Origin of the sequence: Jujubicoccus corallicola (genome assembly GCF_047345645.1) — a bacterium.
Classification (GTDB): domain Bacteria; phylum Pseudomonadota; class Alphaproteobacteria; order Rhodobacterales; family Rhodobacteraceae; genus JBLEFH01.
Map to the genome: position 1 here is coordinate 140,299 of NZ_JBLEFH010000009.1, position 21,084 is coordinate 161,382.

Sequence of the window (21,084 nt, forward strand, 5' to 3'; positions counted from 1 at the left end):
GGCGCGCCCATTGAAAACGCAAAAGCCGCCCGGTGACGGGCGGCTTCCAAACTTTCGCGCGCAACGCTTACTGCGTGGCGGTCTCGCCCTCTTCGGCAGCGGCGTCCTCAGCCGGAGCCTCTTCCGAAGCCGCCTCTTCAGCAGCCATCTCGCCTTCGGCTTCCGCATCGCCCGAGGCCATCTCTTCCCCGCCGGAGATCGCGTAGTTCATGACGTGGAACAGGAAGTTCTGCTCGATCACGCCATCCACCAGATGCGACCACGGGCCGGTGGCCATGGCGGTGATGTCCTCACCCGAATGGGTTTCGGAGGTCATCGGGATCAGCGACTGCTGGAGATAATCCGGGTCGGTCGCCTCTTCTTCGGTCAGTTCAGGACGCGAGCCAGAGTAGTCATTCGCACCCTCTTCCTGCACCATCACGGAGCCCGCGCCGTTGAGATAGCCCGCCACGGTGTAGGGCTTGCCATCGAGCGCCATGTTCGGCTCGCCATTATGCTCGGTGCCCTCATCATCCACCTGCATACACAGGCCGACGATGTTGGAGCCGCGCCCGCAATAGCCGTTGAAGTTGATCGCGTGGCTGTGGTCCGCCGTCACGATGATCAGCGTCTCTTCCGGGTTGGTCATCTCGACCGCTTTGGCAATCGCCTCGGCAAAGGCCGCGCCATCGGTCACGGTGCGGTAGAGATTGCCATCGTGGTTGGCGTGGTCCACACGGCCCGACTCGACCTGAAGGAAATAGCCGTCTTCATTGTTTTGCAGCGAGTTGATGGCCATTTCGGTCATTTCGGCCACGCTCGGCTCGCCCTCGCGGTCATGCTCATACTGCATATGGCTGGCCTCGAAGAGACCAAAGACCGGCTGGCCCGGATCAGCCGCCGCAGCGGTCTCGTCATTCCAGACATACTGCCAGCCAAGCTCCTGCGCTTCTTCCACGAGGTTGCGATCGTCGAGGCGCAGGCCTTCGCCGCCCTCATCATCGGTCACACCATTCGGCAGGAAGTTGCGGCGCCCGCCGCCCATGACGAAATCAACCGTGCCGGCTTCCATGGCGGTGATGAGCTGGGCCGCAATGTCTTCGGTCTGCTGACACTCGCCTTCCGGCATCTCGGTGTCGTTCTCCCAATCGCGGTTCAGCGTCTTGGAATAGACCGCCGCCGGGGTCGCATGGGTGATCCGCGCGGTGGAGACGATGCCGACCGATTTGCCCTGATCGGTCGCGATCTCGGCAAAGGTGGTCAGCGTGTTGCCGTCGTAATTTGCACAATCGCTCAGCGCCACATCTTCGCTGACATTGATCATCCCGTTTTTCGACTTCACGCCGGTGTTCAGCGCCGAGGCGGTCGGTGCGGAATCCGGGGTCTGACCGTTGGTGGTGTAGGTTTTCACCAGCGCCATATTCGGGAATTCTTCCTGCGGCAGGACGTAATCATCGCCAAGACCGCCTTCCTGCTGGCCCACCCAAAGACGGGTCGCATAATTGGTGCCGACGCCGTTGCCATCCGCAACGAAGAGGATCACATTTTTCGCGGTATTCGTGTTGTTTTCATGCGCCAGCTTCTCTTCCAGAAGCGCTTGCGCGTCGGTATACCACGCGCTGCTTTCCTGATTGACGGCGGTCTGCGCCGAAGCGGCCCCTGCGAGAAGCAACGCACATGCGCTGGTGAAACGAAGCATAGAATCCTCCTGATTGCTTGTCCGGAGGAGTCCTTAGCGCAGAGCTGTGACAGTAATTTGACGCTTGCTGATATTCGTTAACAAGGAGAACCGCGAAATTTTCGGCACGTGCGGACACCCCCACCGAAACCGAAAATTAAACTAGCACATAAAAAAGGGCCGGGGAAGATCCCGGCCCTTTCTGGTCTAAGCCTCGGCTTACATTACAAAGCCAATAATCGCCAATACGATGACAACGAGGCCCACGAGATAGATGATATTGTTCATATGTGTCTCCTAGGGTCCGGTTGGATTAGTTCGCAGTTTCGGTTTCAGCTTCCGCGCCCGCTTCGGCATCTGCCTCTGCGCCTGCTTCAGCGTCTGCACCGGCGTCTGCGTCCATGTCGGTCTCAGCACCAGCTTCGGCTTCTGCGCCCGCTTCAGCGTCCATTTCCGCCGGGTCGGTCACTTCTTCCATGCCGGTCTCCGGCTCAGCGTCCATGTCGCCGCCTTCGGTCGCCGGGTCTGCCATGTTGTCAGCTTCAGCTTGCTCTTGGGCAGCTTCAGCTTCTGCGGCAGCAGCTTCCTGCTCGGGGGAGACGAACTCAGGCGCGTTCTCAAGGTCGGCTTCTGCCACCGGTGCGACGAGGAAGAAATCGAACTCGTCTTCGGTGCTGCTGTCAGCCACCATCGCCAGCTCTTCCATGTTCATCGCAACGCGGCGCTCGCCAATGCCGAGGAAACCGCCGATGTCCACGAGAACCGCTTTCACCTGACCTTCAGCGGTCAGCACGATGTCGCCAATCTCGCCAACGTCGTTCCAGCCGTCCTGAACGCCTTCAGCGGTCTCACCCGGCTCCATGCCTTCGGTCGTGAAGACGCGCTTGCCGATAAAGGTGGTGCCCATCATGTCGCTCGGGTCCACTTCGGTCAGGAACACGCCGCCGGTTGCCGGCATGGTGCTTGCCTCTGCGGTGGTCGCTTCTGCGGCTGCCGCGTCGGTCTCGGTTGCGCTGTCGTGATTGTCAGCAAAGGCCATCGGTGCAGCGATCAGTGCAGCAACGGTCGAGGTAATCATCAGCTTATTCATGGTCGTCTCCTTCTATGACAACTATGACGAGACAACCCCGCCCGAACCGTTTTCGTTCCGCGAAAATCGCAGAAAATAATCATTTTTTTAGGGGAACTTCGGCGGGCGTTTCGCGTTACGCGCGGGAGCTATAGTTATGGGTCCGCTCCGGGTGGAAACCGGGGTTTTCGCAAGGAAAATCCGGCGCGGGAACCTACGCCCCCTGCCCGCTTAGCTCGGCAAATTCGTCGGGCGAACCGGGAAGCGGATGGTGATGCGCAGCCCGTCCGCCTCCATCTCGCGGGAGAAATCGCCGCCAAGCTCGCGGACGCAGACATCAAGCAGGCGTGAGCCGAAGCCAGAATGGCCGCCATTCTGGTAATCGGTCTTGCCGCCGGATTCCTTCCAGAAGAGCCGGACCGTGACCGGGTCCACCCCGTCGTTCAGCTGCCATGTCACGCTCAGCTCCGGCTCCGTCCCGGACACGCCGCCATGTTTGAGCGCGTTGGTCATCAACTCGTGGATGATGAGGCCGATGCTGTGGCTTTGCCGCGCGCCGAGCATCACCTCGGGGCCGGAGACGATCGCGGCGACTTCCTCTTCGGTGAGGATCTGCTCCAGCTCTTTCGTGACAATGGCCCCCAGAGGCGCCGCGCTGATCCCGCCTTGCGACAGCACATCCTGCGCCACCGCCATGGAGGCGAGCCGCGCATTGAAGGTCTTGTCGAACTCTTCGAGATTGTCCGACCCGCGCACCGTCTGCCGGGAGATCGCCTGAATCCGCGCGATGTGGTTTTTGATCCGGTGCTTCATTTCCTGAAGGATGAACTCCCGCGCCTCCGCCTGCTCTTCGGCGGCCAGCGCGGCTTCATTTGCAATATCGGCGCGGCGGCGATAGGCGGTCACGGCGGACGACGACGCCCAGGCCAGAAGCAGCGTCATCAGCCCCATGAAGGCACTGGCGAGCCCCTTGGTTTCCAGCTCGTAATCCACCGTCGCCGCCACATCGACGATCCATTCGCGGCCATAGACCTCAAGCGTTTCCTGCGTGCTGAGCGCGGGCAAAATGTGATCGCCCTCGATGCCGCCGGAACTCTCGTAAAGCGCGGTCTCCGGCATGGCGCGATCCCGCACGCGCAGGCGGATCGGCATACTCGCCCCCTCCTCCAGCGCGGCATGAATAAAATCATCGGCGCGGAACGGCGCATAGATGAACCCGTCGAGCCGGTTCGCCTCGTCCTGCACCCGATACCCATCCGTGCTCGCCAGCACCGTCGGCAGATAGATGAGGAATCCCATCTGCTTATGTGGCGTGATCTCTTGAACGAGCGAGACCGGCGCGGTCGCCTGCGCTTCCCCGCTCAAGGCCGCCGCGACCATCGCATCGCGGCGCACCGGATCGGCGAACATATCGTAACCAATGGCGACGAAATTGCGGTCAGCCTCCGGTTCCAGCAGGGTAATGGGGGTGCGAAATTGCTGATCCGTCTCCGGGTGGATCTGCCGCCGCACGCCATAATTCTGCTCGATCACGCGGGCGGCAAAGGGCTCCTGCCCGACCGGGGTGAGCATGGCAAAGCCGATACCCTGAATCCCGTCATAATCATCTGCAAGCTGCAAATTCCCGGTGAATTGCGCAAATTCCCGGCGGTTCGCGATCTGGTTGGTGGTCTCGAAATAGGCCTTCGTCGCCGTGAGAAGCGCCACATGCTGGGAGAGCCGCGCATTGATCCGGTCCACCGCCTCCGCCGCCAGACGGTCAAACTCCGCCGCCCGCGAGCGGCGTTCCGCCTGATAGGCGATGAGGGCGAGCAAAAGCCCGAAAACGAGGGTAATCAGAAAGGCCCTGGCGGGTGTCAGGCGGAGAATACGCTTATACACGCAGGCGGCTCCGGCCAGCGCGTGTCTGCTGTCTGTGCGATAAAGGCACCAACTCTCCCATTCTCCTGAACGCAGGCGCCTCGTCAGGCCGCCCAAATCGATTACGAGCCATAACTGATTAATGCGAACACGTCCACAGCTTCGCAAAAAATTACGCAGCACGCTACATTTTTTGAAACTTTTTGGAACTTCAGCCGTTACATGACTGTCGGATGGCGCAAGGTTCGGTGACTCTGCCTTGCGCTCTCGCGGCACAACCCCCGTGGCGGGGCTAGCAGGATTGCCCCCTCACCCCGCCCGTCTGAAGCCGATCCTTACCCAACAAAGGATCGGCTTTTTTCTTGTGATTCGGTAAGGTTAGGCGAGCGCTTCGGTCGAAGCGAAGAACATCGCCTGCGAGATCGAGGAGAGCACCTGCTCCGGGCGGAAAGGTTTGGTGATGAGAAACGCCGGCTCCGGCTTCTCGCCCGTCAGCAGCATTTCGGGATAGGCGGTGATGAAGATCACCGGCACGTCGCCATGGGCCGCCAGCAGATCGTTGACCGCGTCGATCCCCGAGCTTTCATCGGCGAGGCGAATATCCGCCAGAATGAGATCGGGGCGGCGCTCGGCGGCAATCTTCACCGCCTCATCATGGGTCTGCGCGACGCCGAAAACCTGATGGCCCGCATCGCTGACGATGGTTTCGAGGTCCATGGCGATGATCGGCTCGTCCTCGATAATCATCACCGCGCCGCGCGCGGCGTCTGCGAGTTCGCTCTGACCGATCCGAATAAGCTCCGCCGCTTCGCTTTCCTCGACACCGATGATCCGCGCCACATCTTCAGCGCCGAAATCTTCCATCGCGCTCAGCAAAAGCGCCTCGCGGGAATTCGGCGTCAGATGCGCCAGATGCTTTTGCGCCTGCGCCGCACGGCCCTGCTCCTCCGCACTCACCGGCGCGCCGGAGCTTTGCCAGATCGCGTGGAACATGCGGAACAGCTCCACCCGTGCCGCGTCTGCCCCCGGAATCGTTTCGGGCGACTCGATCATCGCCTCCAGCACGGCGGCTGCATAGGCGTCCCCCGCCGACTGGCTCCCCGTCAGCGCCCGCGCAAAGCGGCGCAGAAAGGGAATATGAGTTGCAATATGATCCATCAGGACCTCCAGACGATCAGGAAATTCGGAACTTTTTATGACGTTTGCTCGTTAATGCTATAGATCATTCGCAAAGACAACCAGATGTGATGGCGAAGATGGGTAAGGAAGCAAAGTCAGACAATACGGAATTGATTGGCGATCAACTCAAAGCGGCGTTCCAAGACACCGTCGATGAGGGGGTGCCGGACCGTTTCCGCAAATTGATTGATCGAAATCTTAAGCATGCTTATGATGAGACCGTTCAGGAAGGGGTGCCGGACCGTTTTGCCCAATTGATTGCGGAGCTGAAATCCGCTGCCAATAAGGGAAGCCATAGATGAGCGATCCCCGTGATGAGATTCTGGACCATGTTCCAGCACTCCGGGCCTTTGCGCGCAGTTTGACACGCGATGCGGTGCGCGCCGACGATCTGGTGCAGGATGCGCTGGTCAAGGCCTTCAGCAATCTCGATAAGTTTCAAGCGGGCACCAATTTGCGCGCCTGGCTGTTCACCATCCTGCGCAATGTCTTTTACTCGGGCAAACGCAAATCGGGCCGCGAGGTTGAGGATGTGGATGGCGATTATGCGGCGCAACTCACCGTCGCGCCCGCCCATGACAGCAAGCTGCAATTTGCGGAGTTTCGCAAAGCCTTTGCGCTGCTCTCTGACGAACGGCGCGAGGCGCTGACCCTCATCGGTGCGCTTGGCCTGTCTTACGAGGAAGCGGCGGAAACCTGCGGCGTGGCGGTCGGCACGATGAAGAGCCGCACGAACCGCGCGCGCAAGGAACTCGCCGAGCTGATGAAGCTCGACGACACCGATCCCGGCGCCGCCCCACTCAAAGCGACCCGCTCTATCGCCTAGGGAGGAGACATGTTTCAGAGCAATCTGCGCACCTCCTTTTTCTTCATCATCGCGGCGGCCATGGCGACAGCGGCCCTCGCGATGCATCTCTTTGCGCCCAGCATCGCCGCCCCGGTCTCCGTGGTGATGACCCTCGCGGCCCTGCTGGGCAGCCTCTATATTTTCGGCGTTGCCTGCGACCGGGCCGTGAACCGCCAGACGGCGCGGCTCGAAAAAGACATCGTGAATTTCCGCAAGGACCCGCGCGCGGGCAGCAGCTTCGCCTCGAACACTCCGCTCGAAATCGCTTTTGGCGGGCTGGCCGAGGATCTCACCTGCTGCGAGGAACGCTCCGCCACACAGCAGACCACGGCGCTTGATCTGCAACGCGAGCTGTTGCACCGGGTGAACAACAATTTCCAGGTCATCCAATCCATGATCCACCTCGCCGCGCGCGAGGCGAAGGGCGCGGATATTTCCGAGTTGATGGCCGAACGCGTCCAGATGCTCAGCGTCGTGCATAAAGCGCAGCATGATCTGGAAACCGCCGAAATCCGACGCATGGCCTCCGCCCTGCCCGCTTTGGTGACGAGCCTGCGCGCCAGCGGGTTGATGCGGCAACTCAAGCTGACCCTCGAGGTGGACGAGATCGACATGCCGATCCCGCAAACCGGTGCGCTTCTGCACCTCACCGTCGAAGGCCTGAAACGCTTCAGCGATGCGGGCGCGGCGCGGGTGCGCATCCACGCGACCCCCGGCGCGATCCGCCTGCTCGGCGACACCCCGCCAACCGCGAGCGACACGCTCAGCCAGCGCCTCACCGCCGCCTATGCGCGCGAGATCGGCGGCACCTTCGAGACCGACAACACGACCATCGCCATTCGGTTTTGATCCGCAATTTATTTTCTCGGAAAAATTTGGATTTTTTCTGCGTCCCGGGGAACCAAACCGGTTCCGTCACGTTGGTTAGATATCAATAGCTTTTAAAAGGAGAAAGTTATGAACTGGGACGAAATCCAAGGTAAGTGGAAAGAAATCAAAGGCTCCGTCCGCGAGAAGTGGGGCGAGCTGACCGACGATGAAGTCGACCAGATCAATGGCGACCGTGAGCAGCTGGAAGGCAAACTCCAGCAGAAATACGGCAAGACCAAAGAAGAAGCCAAGAAAGAAGTCGACGACTGGATGAACAGCTAAGACTTCTGAAACTTCCTCCCAAACGCCGGCGTTTCTCGCCGGCGTTTTTTGTGCGCGAATGGCTGTGCACGGTGATCCGACAACCGCCGCCTCACATTTTCCGCGCAAAACAACGCGTTTTCCCCTATTTTCACCAAACTGAACGTAGCACCTGTGCAGCGCGCGTATTATGATGCTATATGACATCATATAAATCTGCGGCAATCTGCCGCAAGCGAGGGGTGCCACCTATGCCAAAACGCAGAACGCTCGTCGTCGAAGTGCTCGACAATCTCCGTGGAGAGATCCATGCGGGCAAATATAAACCGGGCGACCGGCTCCCCAGCGAAGCGCGGCTGACCGAGGCCTTCGGCGTCTCGCGAACGGTGGTGCGCGAGGCCATCGCCTCCCTGCGCGCCGACGGGTTGGTGGACTCGCAGCGCGGCGCGGGCGTCTTTGTCATTGAGCCCAAAGAGAAAAACATCGTCCCCTTCAGCAATGTCGATACGGCGCGGCTGTCCTCGATGATCGAACTACTGGAACTGCGCACGGCCATTGAAGTCGAAGCCGCCGGGCTCGCCGCCATCCGCCGCGCCCCCGCTCAGGAAGAAGCGATTATGGGCGCGTTCCGGGCCGTGAATGACGCGATCGACCAGTCCGGCCTCGACCATAAAGCGGATTTCGATCTCCACCTCGCCATCGCAGAGGCCACCAACAACCCGCGCTTTCCCGAGATTATTCGGATGCTTGGCGCGCAGATGATCCCCCGCCACGGGTTGAAACCAGAGGCCCGCGAAGTCTCCCCCGACTATCTGGCGCTGCTCAAGGAAGAGCATGAGGCTATCGTCAATGCGATCCTCGACGGCGATGAAGAGGCCGCGCGGAGCGCCATGCGCCGCCATCTCAAAGGCAGCCAGAACCGCTATCGCCAACTGCTCCGGCAATAAATTGCGGCCAAACGCGCGGCATAGTACGTCCCGTTTGACTCCTGAAAAAATGTATGACAACTTGTTATACAAGACCGCATCACGCGGCGATTTTTCACCTATGCCGGAGGACCCACATGCTGACCGTTGAAACACGCCACGCCATCCACCCCGAACATGCCAAGACGATGGATACGGACGCGCTGCGCGCCCATTTCATGGCTGAAGGGATGTTCAAAGATGGCGAAATCCGGCTCGTCTACACCCATTACGACCGCTTCGTTCTGGGTGCCGCCGTGCCTGCGGGCGGGACGCTTGTGCTTGATAAGGTGGAAGAAACCAAGACGGACACCTTCCTTGAACGCCGCGAAATGGGCATCGTCAACATTGGCGAGCCCGGCACCGTCGAGGCGGACGGCAACAGCTATGAGATGAACCGCGGCGATGTGCTCTATCTCGGCAAAGGCACCGGCGCCGTGACCTTCACCGGGAATGGCCGCTTCTACCTGACCTCCGCGCCGGCTCACCAAACCTACCCGTCGAAACTCATCACCGTCGCCGATTGTGTCGAGGTGAAACTGGGCGCGCCGGAGACCTCCAACAAACGCACCATCAAACAGTTCATCCACCCGCAAGTCATGGAAAGTTGCCAACTTATTCTGGGCTACACCTCCCTTGAGGAAGGCTCCGTCTGGAACACGATCCCGAGCCATATCCACGACCGCCGGATGGAAGCTTATCTCTATTGGGGCATGGATGAGGAAAGCCGCGTGCTGCATCTCATGGGCGATCCGCAGGAGACGCGCCACCTATTTGTCAGCGATGAGCAGGCCGTGATTTCGCCGTCCTGGTCGATCCATTCCGGTGCGGGCATTGGCGAATACACCTTCATCTGGGCGATGGCGGGCGACAATGTCGATTACACCGATATGGACTTCATCCAGCCCAAGGATCTCAAATGAACCGCTTCTCTTTAAACGGAAAAAAGGCGCTGGTGACGGGTGCGAATACCGGCATCGGTCAGGCGATTGCGGTCGCTCTCGCCGGCGCGGGCGCCGAGGTGGTTTGTGCTGGTCGCCGCAGCTGCGACGAGACGTTGGCGAAAATCGCGGAGGCCGGGGGCAAGGGCTCCGGTCTCCAACTCGATTTCGCCGATCCCATGGCCGCCAAGGATGTGTTTGCGGGCGCGGGTTACGATATCTTGGTGAACAATGCGGGCATCATCCGGCGCGAAGATGCGGTCGATTTCGACGAAGCCGATTGGGACGCCGTGATGGATGTGAACGCCAAGGCGCTGTTTTTCACCTGTCAGGCTTTCGCGCGGGAAGTGTTTGCGCGTGGCGAGACCGGCAAAATCATTAACATTGCCTCGCTGCTGTCCTTCCAAGGCGGCATTCGCGTACCCTCCTACACCGCGTCGAAACATGCGGTCGCGGGTTTAACCAAACTTTTCGCCAATGAATGGGCCGCCAAAGGGGTGAATGTGAACGCCATCGCGCCCGGCTACATCGCAACCAACAATACCGAAGCGCTGCGCAATGACGAAGAGCGCAGCAAGGCCATTCTCGACCGGATTCCCGCCGGTCGCTGGGGGGATCCCGAGGATATTGCCGACACCGCGGTGTTCCTCGCCGCGCCCGCATCGGACTATATCCACGGCGCGGTTCTGAATGTGGATGGCGGCTGGCTGGCGCGCTAATCCCTAGAAAACGCATAGAAAACGCCCGGCTGCGCGTGCAGACCGGGCGTTTTTCATAAGCGATGCGGGGTTAGAACTGGAACAACTCCGCCGGATTATCCACCAGCGCCAGCGCCTTGGCATGATCATCGGCGAGCCAACTCAGCGACGTCTCCATCAGCGCCGCATCATCGGGATAATCCTTTGTTTCCTTGGCCATATTATGCGGCCAGTTTGTCCCCCAAAGGATGCGTTCCGGCGCATAGACGCCAATCTCCCGCGCAACCTGCGCGATATCCGCGTAGTCCGGCCCGCCCTCGCGGCTGCTCTCATAGCACCCCGCAAATTTGAACCACATTTTTCCGCCATCGATCAACCGCTTGATCGTCGCGACATGTTCCGGCGTCGCGCCAGAGAAAATCTTGCCGTGATGGTCCAAAACCCAGTTGGATTTCAGCGCCTTAAGCCGCGATTCCAAATCCGGCAAATGCGAACCATCAAACTGCACCGCCATCATCCAGCCCGCATTGGCGGCTTTTTCATCAATGGCCTCCAGCGCGTCGAGACCAATCGCGCCGCCGGGAAGATCCATGATCCGCGCCCCGACAACCCGCTTTTCCGACAAGCGTGCGATCTCCGCCTCGTCTGTCTCCGGCGTAATAACCGCCACACCGCGCGCCGCCTCCCCCATCTCGTCAAGACAGGCGAGCAGGCAAGCATTGTCCGTCTGATGCGCATTGCCTTGGGTAATCACGACCCGATCAATGCCAAGCCAGCCCATCACTTCGCGATACATCTGCGGCGTCGGCAGCGGATCCAGCGGCAGACCCGGCCCGCCCTCTCGCGCAGGAAAACCCTCTAAATACATATGCATCTGCGTGTCCACTGTGCCTTCCGGCAATCGGACAGAGGGCGCAGGCCCGGTCAGTTTCCGCTCAATCATTCAGGCCCCCTTCGGTGCGAATTCACGCAGCGCGTCCCGGTTGATCTCGATCCCGAGACCCGGCCCGTCCGGCACCTCAACCCAGCCATCGACGTGATCGAGCGGCGCGGTCGCCACCGCCTGGCGGAACGGGTTGTGCGTACGGTCAAATTCAAGAATCGGTTCCACGGGTTTGCCCCGCACCGGATCGGGCGTCAGCGCGGACATGAACTGAAGCGCCGCCGCGATCTGCACCGCCGTCCCCCAGACATGCGGCACCACGCGCACCCCGTAAAGGCTTGCCAAATCAGCGACTTTCTTCGCTTCGCTGATCCCGCCAACACCGCAGAGGTCGGGTTGGATGATGTCCACCGCGCGCGTTTCCAGCGGCTCGCGATAGCCCCAACGGGTGTGCCAAGTCTCACCCGCTGCAAGCGGAATCGGCTGACGCGCCCGCACCTCGCGATAGGCGGCGAGCTGTTCGGGAACCACCGGCTCCTCGAACCAGTCGATGCCATATTCCGCCGCTCGTTGTCCGACAGAAATCGCCTCGCTCGCCGTGTAACCATGATTGGCATCAATCATCAGCCGCCGCTCCGGGCCAATCGCCTCGCGCACGGCGGCGATCACGCGCAAATCTTCCGCCGGATCGAAACCGATCTTGATCTTCATCCGGTTGAATCCTGCCGCAGCATGGCCCGCCATTTCTTCTGCATTGTCAGACACCCGGTCGATACCGTCGCGCTTGAAGCTACCGGTCGCATAAGCCTCGATCCGCGTCCGCCAGCGCCCGCCAAGCAGCGTCGAAATCGGGACACCGAAATGCTTGCCCTTGAGATCCCAAAGCGCAATGTCGATCCCCGAGAGTGCTGTGATTGTTAACCCACGCTGCCCTTGATCGCGCAGCGCATTGTAGAGCACCGCCCATAATTTCTCGCTTTCCAGCGGATCCTGTCCGACAAGAAAGCCCTTATATGCCGCGACAATCGCCGCATTCGGCCGCGCGGGCCCGAGACATTCGCCCCAGCCCACGGTCCCGTCATCGCAGATGATTTCGACCAGCACATGGGTGCGCCGGTCGAAACGCATGCTCGCGCTTTCAAAGGCCGTGTCCAGCACATGTTCGAGAAGATGGGTTCGGACATCGACGATTTTCAACGGGTTAGCCTCACTTATTGGCGTCCATGATCTGGCGCAGGATATCTTCCTCTTCCTTGGTCAGATCGTCCAGAGGCGCGCGCACCTTGCCCGCGTCAAACCCTGCCAGACGCACGCCCGCCTTGATGGCCGACACCGCATACCCCTTGCGGCGGTCGCGCAACTGCATGAAGGGGAAGAAGAAATCATTCAAAATGGTCTCACAGGTCGCCCGATCGCCCGCGCGCAGCGACTTGTAGAACTTATTTGCCATTTCCGGCACAAAGTTGAACACCGCCGAGGAATAGGTGGTGAACCCGACGCCGAGATAGGCCTCCGCGAAGAGCTCCGCCGTCGGCATTCCGCCGAGATAAGTCAGCCGATCACCCATTTTCGCAGTGATCTGACGCATCTTGCCAATATCGCCCGAACCGTCCTTGAACCCGACCAGATTGGGGCAGGCATCGCAGAGCCGCGCGACGGTATCGACCTCAAATTGCGAGTTGTCACGGTTGTAGATCATCACCCCGAAATCGACCGCATCGCAGATGCTTTTGATATGATGGTAAAGACCCTCCTGCGGCGCGTCGATCAGGTAATGCGGGAGGACGAGGATCCCGTCCGCGCCTGCCTTTTCAACAGATTGCGCGATCGAAACCGCCATTTCCGTACCGTAACCGCAGCCCGAAACGATCGCCGTTTTGCCCGCGCTTTCCTTGGCCGCCTTAACCACTTCGGGAATTTCTTCCGGCGAAAGGGAGAAGAACTCCCCCGTCCCGCCCGCTGCGAAAAGCACCGGCGCGTCATAGCCCGCGAGCCATTCCACATGTTTCTTGTAGCTTTCCCGCGCAAAGGCACCATCCGCATCGAAATGCGTCACGGGGAAAGAGAGCAGGCCAGAGCCGAGGGCCGTTTTGAGCGAATCAGGTGTCATATGTGTCATCCCTAGTTGTCTGCTAAATTTGTAGGACAAGTTATCATACAAGTCAACGTAGGATTGCGCCCTACCGCAAATCCTCCGGCAGCACGTTTTCCGGAATATTCTGATAACTCACGGGGCGCAGGAACCTGCGGATGGAGAGCGTGCCGACCGAGGTTGCGCCGAAGTTCGTGCTCGCCGGGTAGGGGCCGCCATGGACCATGGCGTCGGCCACCTCCACACCGGTTGGGAAGCCGTTCGCCAGCACCCGGCCCGCCTTGCGCTCAAGGATCGGGAGCAGGCGGCGGGCAGCGGCGGTGTCGCCGTCGTCCATGTGGAGCGTCGCGGTGAGTTGGCCTTCGAAACCCTTCGCCAGCGTGGCCATCTCGTCGACACCGCTGACCCGGATCACGAGGCCGAGCGGGCCGAAGACCTCTTCGCCGAGCGCGTGGTCTTGCAGATAGGTTTCCGCGTCGGTCTCGTAAAGATTGGGGCTGGCTTCGCGGCCCTGGCTTTCGGTCGAGAGCAGAGGCGTTACGCTGTTGCGGCCCTCGAAGCGGGCTTGGCCGTCGCGGTACGCCTTGGCGATGCCGTCGGTCAGCATGGTTTGCGGCGCGGCGTCCGACAGCGCGGCTTTGGCAGCGGAGACGATGGCGTCGCCTGCCGCGCCTTTCTCGATCACCGCGATGCCGGGATTGGTGCAGAACTGGCCCGCCCCCATGGTCAGCGAGCCGGCCCAGCCGGTGCCGATCTCTTCCCCGCGTTTGGCTGCTGCGTCGGGCAGCACGAACATCGGGTTCACCGAGCCGAGCTCGCCGAAAAAGGGGATCGGCTCGTCGCGCTGTGCGCACAAGTCAAAGAGCGCGCGTCCGCCGCCAAGCGAGCCGGTGAAGCCGACCGCCTTGATCAGCGGGTGTTGGACCAGCGCTTGGCCCACCTCGCGATTGCCGCCTTGGATCAGGCTGAAGACGCCCTTCGGCATGTTGGTTTTCTGGATGGCCGCATGGATCGCCTCGGCGACAATCTCGCCGGTGCCGGGATGGGCGGAATGGCCTTTCACGACGACCGGGCAGCCTGCGGCGAGCGCCGCCGCGGTGTCGCCGCCCGCGGTCGAGAAGGCCAGCGGGAAGTTGGATGCACCGAACACGGCGACCGGCCCGATGGGGCGCTGAATCATCCGCAGGTCGGGGCGCGGGAGCGGTTCGCGATCCGGCAGCGCTTCATCATGGCGACGGTCGAGATAGTCGCCCTTGCGGATGTGCTCGGCGAAGAGGCGCAACTGGCCGACCGTGCGTCCACGCTCGCCCTGTAGCCGTGCTTCGGGGAGGCCGGTTTCCTGGCTGCCGATCTCGGTGATGGCCTCGCCGCGTGCGTCGATCTCATCGGCGATGGCGTCGAGGAACTTGGCGCGGTCCTCGCGGCTCGCATACCCGTAGCTCCAAAACGCCTCTTCCGCGGCCTCGCAGGCGCGGTTCACCAGATCAACAGACCCGACGCTGAAATCATGCGACGGACCATGCGCAGGCTCCGACGCAAAACTCCGCTCGCCAGAAACCCAGTCGCCGGCAATCAAATGCTTCCCGTGGGGGCTGAAATCAGTCATGGTTTTCCTCCGTCAAAATCGGAATTTCGGTAAATTTTCCGCCCTGATAGCGGTGGATCGGGGCGCTCAGATCGGGGTTTGGATGCGCCGCCTCGACCGCCGCGGCGTAGTCTTCCGCATTGTCCTGCGGTGCCCAGCCGAGCGCGGCGGCGGCGCTGTTGTCCCAGAAACTGCGGTCATTGGCCGACGCGCCATAAACGATCGGGCAACCGAGGTCCGGCACGGTAAACGCCGCCCGGCAGAACGCCACGAAATCGCGGTAAGACAACCAGGTCGCCAGCATCCGGTGATCCTCGGGCTGATCGAAACAGGAGCCGATGCGCAGGATCGCCGTCTCTTGCCTGAATTTCTCGAAATACATCCGCGCCAGCGCCTCGCCGAACACTTTGGAGACGCCGTAAAGACTGTCGGGCCGGGGCAGCGCCGTCGCGTCGATGGTCTGCGATTGCGGGTGGTAGCCGACGACATGGTTGGACGAGGCGAATATGATCCGCGGCATCCCGTGCGCCCGCGCCGCCTCGTAGAGCGTGTAAACGCCCTCGATATTGGCCTCCATGATCGGGCGGAACGGCCCCTCGATGGAATAGCCGCCGAGATGGATGATCCCGTCGCACCCGGCGACCGCGCGGGCCATGCCGTCCGGGTCGGTCAGCTCGGTCTGGACGCTCTCTTCATGGGGCAGAAGATCCGTGATCTCCCGGCGGCCCGAGACCACGACGACCTCGGCGATCTCGCCAAGCAGCGGGCGGATCGCCGTGCCCATGCTGCCGGTCGCGCCGGTTAGCAAAATGCGCTTCATCTTTTGGTCAGGGTCAGCCATGCCGCGCCTCACTTTCCATCGTGTTGTATTCGCCAAGCCAGATATCTTCGGGGTCCAGATCCGAGAGATCAACCTGCGCCAGTTCCGGCCAGTTTGATAAAAACCGTTTGAAATCAGAAGGTCCGATCTGATGCGGGCGGTAGCGTGGCTGCCATGGACCCGGCAAGAGCGCGCCGTCCGCCGCGTAACCCGGACCGGACCAGTCATCCCACGGCGCGGCGCGATTGATCTGCGGGCCGATCCGGCAGTTCAGAAGGACGCATTTGCCGACGGAGAAGAGACTCGCCTCGGAAATCTCGCCCTTGGGCGGCGTGTAATAGCTGACCGGCCCGAGCGTCACCGCATAGCCCGCAACTGGCGGCGTGCCGTAGGGCGACGCTTTCACGGCCTCAAACCATTGGCGGCCCAGATGGACGCGCCCCAAAGGTGCCGCGCCGTCGTCGACAAAATCGCAATCCTCAAAGACAAAGCCAAAGGGCGTGCGGATATGTGTGGACGGCGCCGTCACCCAGCACCGCGCGCCGCGCGCACCGAGCGCGCGCAGGGTGCAGCCCTCGAAATAGGCGGTGGACTGGCCGAAAATGAAATCCACATCGCCTTCGATATCACAGTCGAAAAGATAGCTGCGCACCGTCGAAAACTTGTCCGGGGCCTGAAGGTAAAGCGTGTCCTGATAGCTTTTGAGATGCACATGGCCGAGCACGACGCGATCCGCACCCGCGCTCAGAAAGGCCACCGCCTGATGTTGCCCGCGCGGGTAACGGCCCATGGCGTCAGGAGAAAATCCCTCCGGCGTCGCGGCGGCGCGGTCGGCGTTATAGGCGTTGCGGATGGTGAGATTGAAGAGCTCCGTGTCATCCGCCTCGGTCCGGATGACGGAGGCATTGGCCGTGCTCAAGGTCTCCCGCGCAGCAATCCTCGCAAAAATCGCACGGCTTTCCCGGGCGGCCGTCTCGAACGCTGCGCCGAAGCGGGTTTGATACTCCGCGCCCGGCATTTCCGCATCAATCGCGGCGGTGATCTCCACATCCTGCGGCGTCGCGCCGCGCCCGCGCAGGGTGAAGGCGAGCCCCCTGCCCTGCACCTTCGGCAGATAAACGAGCCCGTGATACGTGCCGGGCGCGAGATCAATGATCACCCGGCCCGTTTTGCCGCTCCGGATCGCCGCGTCGACTGCCTCTTGCACGGTGCCAAGGGCGGGCGCGGCCGCCTCCGGATCCACCAGATAATCGCAAGGGTCGCTGCGGATCTCGCGCGCGGGCGTCCACGGCTCATAGCGCTCCTGCCCCGCCGGGCCGGTGAGCGCAAGAACCGCCTGCCGGGTGAAGCGCGCGGCCTGCGCGTCGGTCAGAACGGGCCGCACGCCGCGGTGCCGCGCGGCCCAAATGAGGTCAGAAGGGGCGTGTTTCAGCGTGTCCATCACCCAGCCTTTTTGTGCAGCAAATCCGCAGCATAGGCCATCATCATCGGCCCGACGCCTTTGGCATCATCGGCCACGCGGCGCTCTGTCAGATAATATTCCGCCGAGCCGTCGCGGAACCGGCCCTCGAACCAGCCGAGACCCGCGACTTCGCACATCTCCACCATGCTCTGCCCGCCCGCGTCATTGGGCTGAATCGCAAACCGCGTGAGATCCTCCATCAGCGTCGACACATCGCCGTCATAGAGCCCCAGATCCGAACCGCGCAGCAGCCCGTAGACGAACATCGCAGAGGCCGAGCTTTCGAGATAATTCTCCGCAAGATCAGGGCGGTCCAGCACTTGCAGCCACGCGCCTTCCGCTTGGCGATAGCCCGCAATATCCGCGAGCAGCTTCTCCGTCCGCGCCTTCAGCGGCGCAAACCGTTCCGGCCCGACCAACTCGGCCACATCGACAAGGCACATGACAAGCCAGCCGAGCGAGCGCGACCAATGGGCGTGAGACTGCCCGGTCTCAGGGTCGCACCAGGGCTGCATTTTCGCCTCGTCAATCGCGTGGGCATAGAGGCCGGTTTCGGGCGTCGCCAGCGCATCGAGCGCTGCGCCGAGTTGCGCCAGACTGTCCGCGATGAGCGCGTCATCGCCGGTGATCTGCCCGTATTCGATCTGAAACGGCTGGCCCATATAGAGACCGTCGAGCCAGATCTGCCACGGATAGCGCAGCTTGTGCCAATAGACGCCGGATTTTGTGCGCGGATGGCTCGCAAGCTGGCGCATGAGAAGCTTCGCCGCGTCGAGATAGCGCGCAGCGCCGGTCTCCCGATACATATAGAGCGCCGCGCGGCCAGACAGGATATTGTCGATATTGTAATCCGAAGGATTATAGCCGGTCAGCGCCGGTCCCGGCTCGATTTGGGCATCCAGACGCACTGCCAGCATCTCGCGCCAGCGCGCCTCACCTGTGGCCTCAGCCAAAAGCGCGAGACCGCGATAGATGCAGCCGTCCTCATAGCACCAATTGCCGCCCTTATAGGGCTGATAATCCGCAACAAAATCCGTGAAATACTCGGCCAGCGTCATTGCGGCTCCTTTTCATTGCTCAAAACCTCAACCGTGCCGGTCACTTCGGCAAAATCGCTCCAGATCGGCGTGTTGCTCAATGCGGGCACATCATCCGCCATGAGGGGGATCTGCGGGGCCGCATCCGGCGCGAAGCTGACCTGAAAGCCGCGCAGCGCCACCGCCTTCACCGGCATTTCCGGCAGGCCAAGGATCGCCGCGCCGACCGCTTGCACCCCGGTTGCCGTCACATTTTCAAAGCAGATATCGTAAATCTCCGGCGTGCTGGCATCGACCGCGCGCGGGCCGCGCGACTGCACGGCGGAGCTGCGCCCATCGGGATCGCAGTAGTAAAACGCATTGATCGCCAAGGGCGTCGCCACATCGCGCATCAGCACATTCTCGAACCGGACATGCGCGACCTTGCCGCCGCGCCCGCGCCGGGTCTTGATCCGCAAGCCGCGATCCGTGCCGGTAAATTCGCACGCATAAGCATGAACATCAGTGATATCGCCGCTCATCTCGGAGCCGAGCACCACCGCGCCATGGCCGCGCGCCATCATGCAGTGACGGACCTTCAGCAGCCGCGTCGGCGCGATATGCTCCACCTTGGCGGGCGTGCGCTTGCCCGCCTTCACCGCGATGCAATCGTCGCCCACGGAGAAATGGATGCCGACGAGATCAACATGGGTGCAGCTTTCCGGGTTCAGCCCATCAGTGTTCGGGCTGTCCGGCGGGTTCTCGATCCGCAGCGCGGCGCAGGTCAGCCGGTCGATGCGGTAGGGATGGACGGTCCAGCTTGGGGAATTCTGCACGGTGATCCCCGAAAGCTGCACATTTTTGCCGTGCGCGACGAAGAGCGCTCGCGGGCGGCGCGCGCCGTCGCGGGTCTCCTTCGGCCAGTCCCACCAATCGCCCCGGTCGCCGCCCGCATCGAGCGTGCCGCGTCCGGTGATGATGAGATTATTGCAATCAAGCGCCGTCACGGGCGCCGCGAAAGCCGCTTCGGGCAAGCCTTCCCATGTGCCGATGACCCGGCCCGCATCGTCATGGGGCGGCAGGATCGGCCAGCCCGCGCGGTCGTGATCGGCGTAAAGCGTGGCCCCTTCGGGCAGATACAGCGTCATATCCGCTTTGAGGAAAATCGGGCGGATGCGGTAGCGGCCCGGCGGCACCATCAGCGTGCCCCCCTGCGGCACGGCGGCGATGGCCTCCGCAAAGGCCGCGCTGTTGTCCGCCGCCTCCGGGTCCGCGCCGAAATCCGCGACATTGACCGCGCCTGCGCAGGCGGCGGTGCGGAAACGCAAGTCGGCCCCGCCCATGGCAAAGACATAGTCCGTCTCCGGCGACAGCGCTTCGAGAAAGACCGGCGCGACATCGCTTTGCCCGCTCTGAACGGGCTCGCCGCCCGCAAGGGTCAACCGCCAGTCACGCGGCCCGCCCAAATGATAGCGCGTGTCGCCGTCGCGGCAGAGAAGCGTCGCTGTGCGCGCGGAAAGGGAAACAAGTTCAAGCGTGACTGTCATGGGGAAAGACCTTGGAGGGAACCGGAGCCCGAAGGCTCCGGCCAGGGAGATCAGCGGATTTCGTCGAGCAGTTCGTTCAGCCCGTAGAACATATCCGACGCGGCGGTTTCGGCATCAATCTCGCCATAGGCAAATAGCTCAAGATTGTCATCGAGGGCCGAACGCGCATCGGGATGCTCCATGAACGGGTGGATCGCCGGGCCTTCCGCATCGAGGATCAGCTGCTGCGCATCGACCTGCTCTTGCTGAAGAATGCCCTCCGCCAGAAGCTGCTCGCGCGCCGCATCGGAGGCCGGGACACCGCGAGCCGAGCCCATGGCCGTCACCCCTTCCGGCTCATTCAGCAGGCAGTTGACGATCTGCGCGGCGGCTTCCTGATTGTCGGAATTGCGCGAGATCGCAAAGAGCATGGAGGATTTGCGATAAATCCCGGCGGTCTGCTGACCCTCCTGCGACAGAAGATCGGTGTAAGCCAGCTCCTGCCCGTCCTGAAGCGGATCGGAGATTTTGAAATAGGTCGTGTCCCACTGATAGGTGCCAGCAAGCTCGCCATTCGCCCATTTCGGGTTCTCAAAGAGCGGCACATTGCCCGCAGCGGCCACATCGGTCCAGGCCTGGATGACGTTGTTATCGACCATCGACTGATAGAAATTCAGCGCATCGACCATGTCTTCCTCGGTCCATGCGATCTCATTGGTCTCCGCGTCGATCAGCGATTTGCCGGTTTTCTGGGTGCCGTAAAGGGTCACGATCAGCGAACCGTCGAGGCCGATCCCCTCAAAGGGATAATAGCCCTCGCCAAGCTGCTCCTGAAAGACCGGGCCCGCGGCCATCAGATCATCCCAAGTTTCGGGAAGCTCCAGCCCCGCCTGTTCCCAGGTCGTCTTGTTGAACACGAAGAGGCGGCCGGTGGTGGAGATCGACAGCCCGTTCAGCTTGCCGTCCACGGTCCCTGCGGCGATCTCATCCTCATTCCACTGCGACAGATCAATCGTGTCCGAGAACTGATTGAGATCCGCGAACCCGTCGCCGCTTTCCGAAAAGATCGGCAGCCAGGGCCAGTTGATCTGCATGATGTCCGCTTCGGTCTGCCCCGCGATCTGGGTGGCGACTTTCTCGAAATGGCCGGTCCATCCGGTGAATTCCGGCTGGATCGTGTGGCCGTATTTCTCGCCGCAAACCTTGAGCGCCTCTTGAGTGGCGATGTGGCGGCTGTCCCCGCCCCACCAGCTCATCCGCAGATCGGCGGCCTGCGATGCGCTCGACAGCGCGGTGCCTGCCAGAAGTGTGGTTACAAAAATCTTTCTCATCTTCATTCCTCCCAGATTGAGC

Annotated in this window: 20 protein-coding genes; 7 read left to right on the forward strand and 13 right to left on the reverse strand. The window is 61.7% G+C overall.

Annotation, left to right across the window (positions count from 1 at the left end; genetic code table 11):
- Nucleotides 1-67: 67 nt before the first annotated feature.
- The 4 genes from ACMA5I_RS13875 to ACMA5I_RS13890 all read right to left on the reverse strand — a co-directional run bounded on the left by ACMA5I_RS13875 (nt 68) and on the right by ACMA5I_RS13890 (nt 5,744).
- Nucleotides 68-1,678: an alkaline phosphatase gene (locus ACMA5I_RS13875; protein ID WP_525886874.1), complete on the reverse strand. Its 1,611-nt coding sequence runs from the start codon at nt 1,676-1,678 to the stop codon at nt 68-70.
- 292 nt (nt 1,679-1,970) lie between these two features.
- The gene (locus ACMA5I_RS13880; protein ID WP_525886875.1) at nt 1,971-2,747 is read right to left on the reverse strand and encodes a PRC-barrel domain-containing protein; all 777 of its coding nucleotides are present in this window, start codon (nt 2,745-2,747) and stop codon (nt 1,971-1,973) included.
- A 210-nt stretch (nt 2,748-2,957) separates the two neighbouring features.
- The gene (locus ACMA5I_RS13885) at nt 2,958-4,607 is read right to left on the reverse strand and encodes a CHASE domain-containing protein (protein ID WP_525886876.1); all 1,650 of its coding nucleotides are present in this window, start codon (nt 4,605-4,607) and stop codon (nt 2,958-2,960) included.
- 357 nt (nt 4,608-4,964) lie between these two features.
- Entirely contained in the window at nt 4,965-5,744 is a 780-nt protein-coding gene (locus ACMA5I_RS13890) for a PhyR family response regulator anti-anti-sigma factor (protein WP_525886877.1), read from the reverse strand.
- Between the two features lie 89 nt (nt 5,745-5,833).
- Here ACMA5I_RS13890 and ACMA5I_RS13895 point away from each other — a divergent pair, with 89 nt between their 5' ends.
- The 7 genes from ACMA5I_RS13895 to kduD all read left to right on the forward strand — a co-directional run bounded on the left by ACMA5I_RS13895 (nt 5,834) and on the right by kduD (nt 10,368).
- A complete protein-coding gene (locus tag ACMA5I_RS13895; protein WP_525886878.1) occupies nt 5,834-6,067 on the forward strand; it encodes a NepR family anti-sigma factor in 234 nt (77 codons plus the stop codon).
- The gene (locus ACMA5I_RS13900; protein ID WP_525886879.1) at nt 6,064-6,591 is read left to right on the forward strand and encodes an RNA polymerase sigma factor; all 528 of its coding nucleotides are present in this window, start codon (nt 6,064-6,066) and stop codon (nt 6,589-6,591) included. The genes ACMA5I_RS13895 and ACMA5I_RS13900 overlap by 4 nt, the downstream gene beginning before the upstream one ends.
- A 9-nt stretch (nt 6,592-6,600) precedes the next feature.
- Nucleotides 6,601-7,461, forward strand: a complete 861-nt coding sequence (locus ACMA5I_RS13905; RefSeq protein WP_525886880.1) for a histidine kinase dimerization/phosphoacceptor domain -containing protein — start codon at nt 6,601-6,603, stop codon at nt 7,459-7,461.
- A gap of 108 nt (nt 7,462-7,569) precedes the next feature.
- Nucleotides 7,570-7,764, forward strand: coding sequence for a CsbD family protein (locus tag ACMA5I_RS13910; RefSeq protein WP_525886881.1), 195 nt, complete (start codon nt 7,570-7,572; stop codon nt 7,762-7,764).
- 230 nt (nt 7,765-7,994) lie between these two features.
- Complete coding sequence (locus tag ACMA5I_RS13915; protein WP_525886882.1) at nt 7,995-8,690, forward strand: FadR/GntR family transcriptional regulator; 696 nt, start codon at nt 7,995-7,997, stop codon at nt 8,688-8,690.
- A gap of 116 nt (nt 8,691-8,806) precedes the next feature.
- Nucleotides 8,807-9,631, forward strand: coding sequence for a 5-dehydro-4-deoxy-D-glucuronate isomerase (kduI, locus tag ACMA5I_RS13920; RefSeq protein WP_525886883.1), 825 nt, complete (start codon nt 8,807-8,809; stop codon nt 9,629-9,631).
- Entirely contained in the window at nt 9,628-10,368 is a 741-nt protein-coding gene (gene kduD / locus ACMA5I_RS13925) for a 2-dehydro-3-deoxy-D-gluconate 5-dehydrogenase KduD (protein WP_525886884.1), read from the forward strand. The genes kduI and kduD overlap by 4 nt, the downstream gene beginning before the upstream one ends.
- 70 nt (nt 10,369-10,438) lie before the next feature.
- On the opposite strand, the gene ACMA5I_RS13930 is transcribed toward kduD, so the two are convergent.
- From ACMA5I_RS13930 to ACMA5I_RS13970, 9 genes are all read right to left on the reverse strand, one after another.
- Complete coding sequence (locus ACMA5I_RS13930) at nt 10,439-11,290, reverse strand: amidohydrolase family protein (RefSeq protein WP_525886885.1); 852 nt, start codon at nt 11,288-11,290, stop codon at nt 10,439-10,441.
- A complete protein-coding gene (locus tag ACMA5I_RS13935) occupies nt 11,291-12,427 on the reverse strand; it encodes a mandelate racemase/muconate lactonizing enzyme family protein (RefSeq protein WP_525886886.1) in 1,137 nt (378 codons plus the stop codon). It abuts the gene before it with no gap.
- A gap of 10 nt (nt 12,428-12,437) precedes the next feature.
- Nucleotides 12,438-13,340, reverse strand: a complete 903-nt coding sequence (gene kdgD / locus ACMA5I_RS13940) for a 5-dehydro-4-deoxyglucarate dehydratase (RefSeq protein ID WP_525886887.1) — start codon at nt 13,338-13,340, stop codon at nt 12,438-12,440.
- 70 nt (nt 13,341-13,410) lie between these two features.
- Entirely contained in the window at nt 13,411-14,928 is a 1,518-nt protein-coding gene (locus tag ACMA5I_RS13945; RefSeq protein ID WP_525886888.1) for an aldehyde dehydrogenase (NADP(+)), read from the reverse strand.
- Nucleotides 14,921-15,748 (reverse strand): NAD-dependent epimerase/dehydratase family protein, encoded by an 828-nt coding sequence (locus ACMA5I_RS13950; protein ID WP_525886889.1) that lies wholly within the window; start codon nt 15,746-15,748, stop codon nt 14,921-14,923. The genes ACMA5I_RS13945 and ACMA5I_RS13950 overlap by 8 nt, the downstream gene beginning before the upstream one ends.
- Entirely contained in the window at nt 15,741-17,168 is a 1,428-nt protein-coding gene (locus ACMA5I_RS13955) for a pectinesterase family protein (protein ID WP_525886890.1), read from the reverse strand. Before ACMA5I_RS13955 ends, ACMA5I_RS13950 begins: the two co-directional genes overlap by 8 nt.
- Complete coding sequence (locus ACMA5I_RS13960; protein ID WP_525886891.1) at nt 17,168-18,247, reverse strand: glycoside hydrolase family 88/105 protein; 1,080 nt, start codon at nt 18,245-18,247, stop codon at nt 17,168-17,170. Before ACMA5I_RS13960 ends, ACMA5I_RS13955 begins: the two co-directional genes overlap by 1 nt.
- A complete protein-coding gene (gene pglA, locus ACMA5I_RS13965; RefSeq protein WP_525886892.1) occupies nt 18,244-19,752 on the reverse strand; it encodes a polygalacturonase PglA in 1,509 nt (502 codons plus the stop codon). The genes ACMA5I_RS13960 and pglA overlap by 4 nt, the downstream gene beginning before the upstream one ends.
- Nucleotides 19,753-19,802: 50 nt before the next feature.
- Complete coding sequence (locus tag ACMA5I_RS13970; protein WP_525886893.1) at nt 19,803-21,062, reverse strand: ABC transporter substrate-binding protein; 1,260 nt, start codon at nt 21,060-21,062, stop codon at nt 19,803-19,805.
- Between the last annotated feature and the right edge of the window lie 22 nt (nt 21,063-21,084).

Coding starts and splice junctions, on each gene's coding strand:
- ACMA5I_RS13875 (WP_525886874.1), bottom strand. CDS start 1,678: ATGCTTCGTTTCACCAGCGCATGTGCGTTGCTTCTCGCAGGGGCCGCT.
- ACMA5I_RS13880 (WP_525886875.1), bottom strand. CDS start 2,747: ATGAATAAGCTGATGATTACCTCGACCGTTGCTGCACTGATCGCTGCA.
- ACMA5I_RS13890 (WP_525886877.1), bottom strand. CDS start 5,744: ATGGATCATATTGCAACTCATATTCCCTTTCTGCGCCGCTTTGCGCGG.
- ACMA5I_RS13895 (WP_525886878.1), top strand. CDS start 5,834: ATGGCGAAGATGGGTAAGGAAGCAAAGTCAGACAATACGGAATTGATT.
- ACMA5I_RS13900 (WP_525886879.1), top strand. CDS start 6,064: ATGAGCGATCCCCGTGATGAGATTCTGGACCATGTTCCAGCACTCCGG.
- ACMA5I_RS13905 (WP_525886880.1), top strand. CDS start 6,601: ATGTTTCAGAGCAATCTGCGCACCTCCTTTTTCTTCATCATCGCGGCG.
- ACMA5I_RS13910 (WP_525886881.1), top strand. CDS start 7,570: ATGAACTGGGACGAAATCCAAGGTAAGTGGAAAGAAATCAAAGGCTCC.
- ACMA5I_RS13915 (WP_525886882.1), top strand. CDS start 7,995: ATGCCAAAACGCAGAACGCTCGTCGTCGAAGTGCTCGACAATCTCCGT.
- kduI (WP_525886883.1), top strand. CDS start 8,807: ATGCTGACCGTTGAAACACGCCACGCCATCCACCCCGAACATGCCAAG.
- kduD (WP_525886884.1), top strand. CDS start 9,628: ATGAACCGCTTCTCTTTAAACGGAAAAAAGGCGCTGGTGACGGGTGCG.
- ACMA5I_RS13930 (WP_525886885.1), bottom strand. CDS start 11,290: ATGATTGAGCGGAAACTGACCGGGCCTGCGCCCTCTGTCCGATTGCCG.
- kdgD (WP_525886887.1), bottom strand. CDS start 13,340: ATGACACCTGATTCGCTCAAAACGGCCCTCGGCTCTGGCCTGCTCTCT.
- ACMA5I_RS13945 (WP_525886888.1), bottom strand. CDS start 14,928: ATGACTGATTTCAGCCCCCACGGGAAGCATTTGATTGCCGGCGACTGG.
- ACMA5I_RS13950 (WP_525886889.1), bottom strand. CDS start 15,748: ATGGCTGACCCTGACCAAAAGATGAAGCGCATTTTGCTAACCGGCGCG.
- ACMA5I_RS13955 (WP_525886890.1), bottom strand. CDS start 17,168: ATGGACACGCTGAAACACGCCCCTTCTGACCTCATTTGGGCCGCGCGG.
- ACMA5I_RS13960 (WP_525886891.1), bottom strand. CDS start 18,247: ATGACGCTGGCCGAGTATTTCACGGATTTTGTTGCGGATTATCAGCCC.
- pglA (WP_525886892.1), bottom strand. CDS start 19,752: ATGACAGTCACGCTTGAACTTGTTTCCCTTTCCGCGCGCACAGCGACG.
- ACMA5I_RS13970 (WP_525886893.1), bottom strand. CDS start 21,062: ATGAGAAAGATTTTTGTAACCACACTTCTGGCAGGCACCGCGCTGTCG.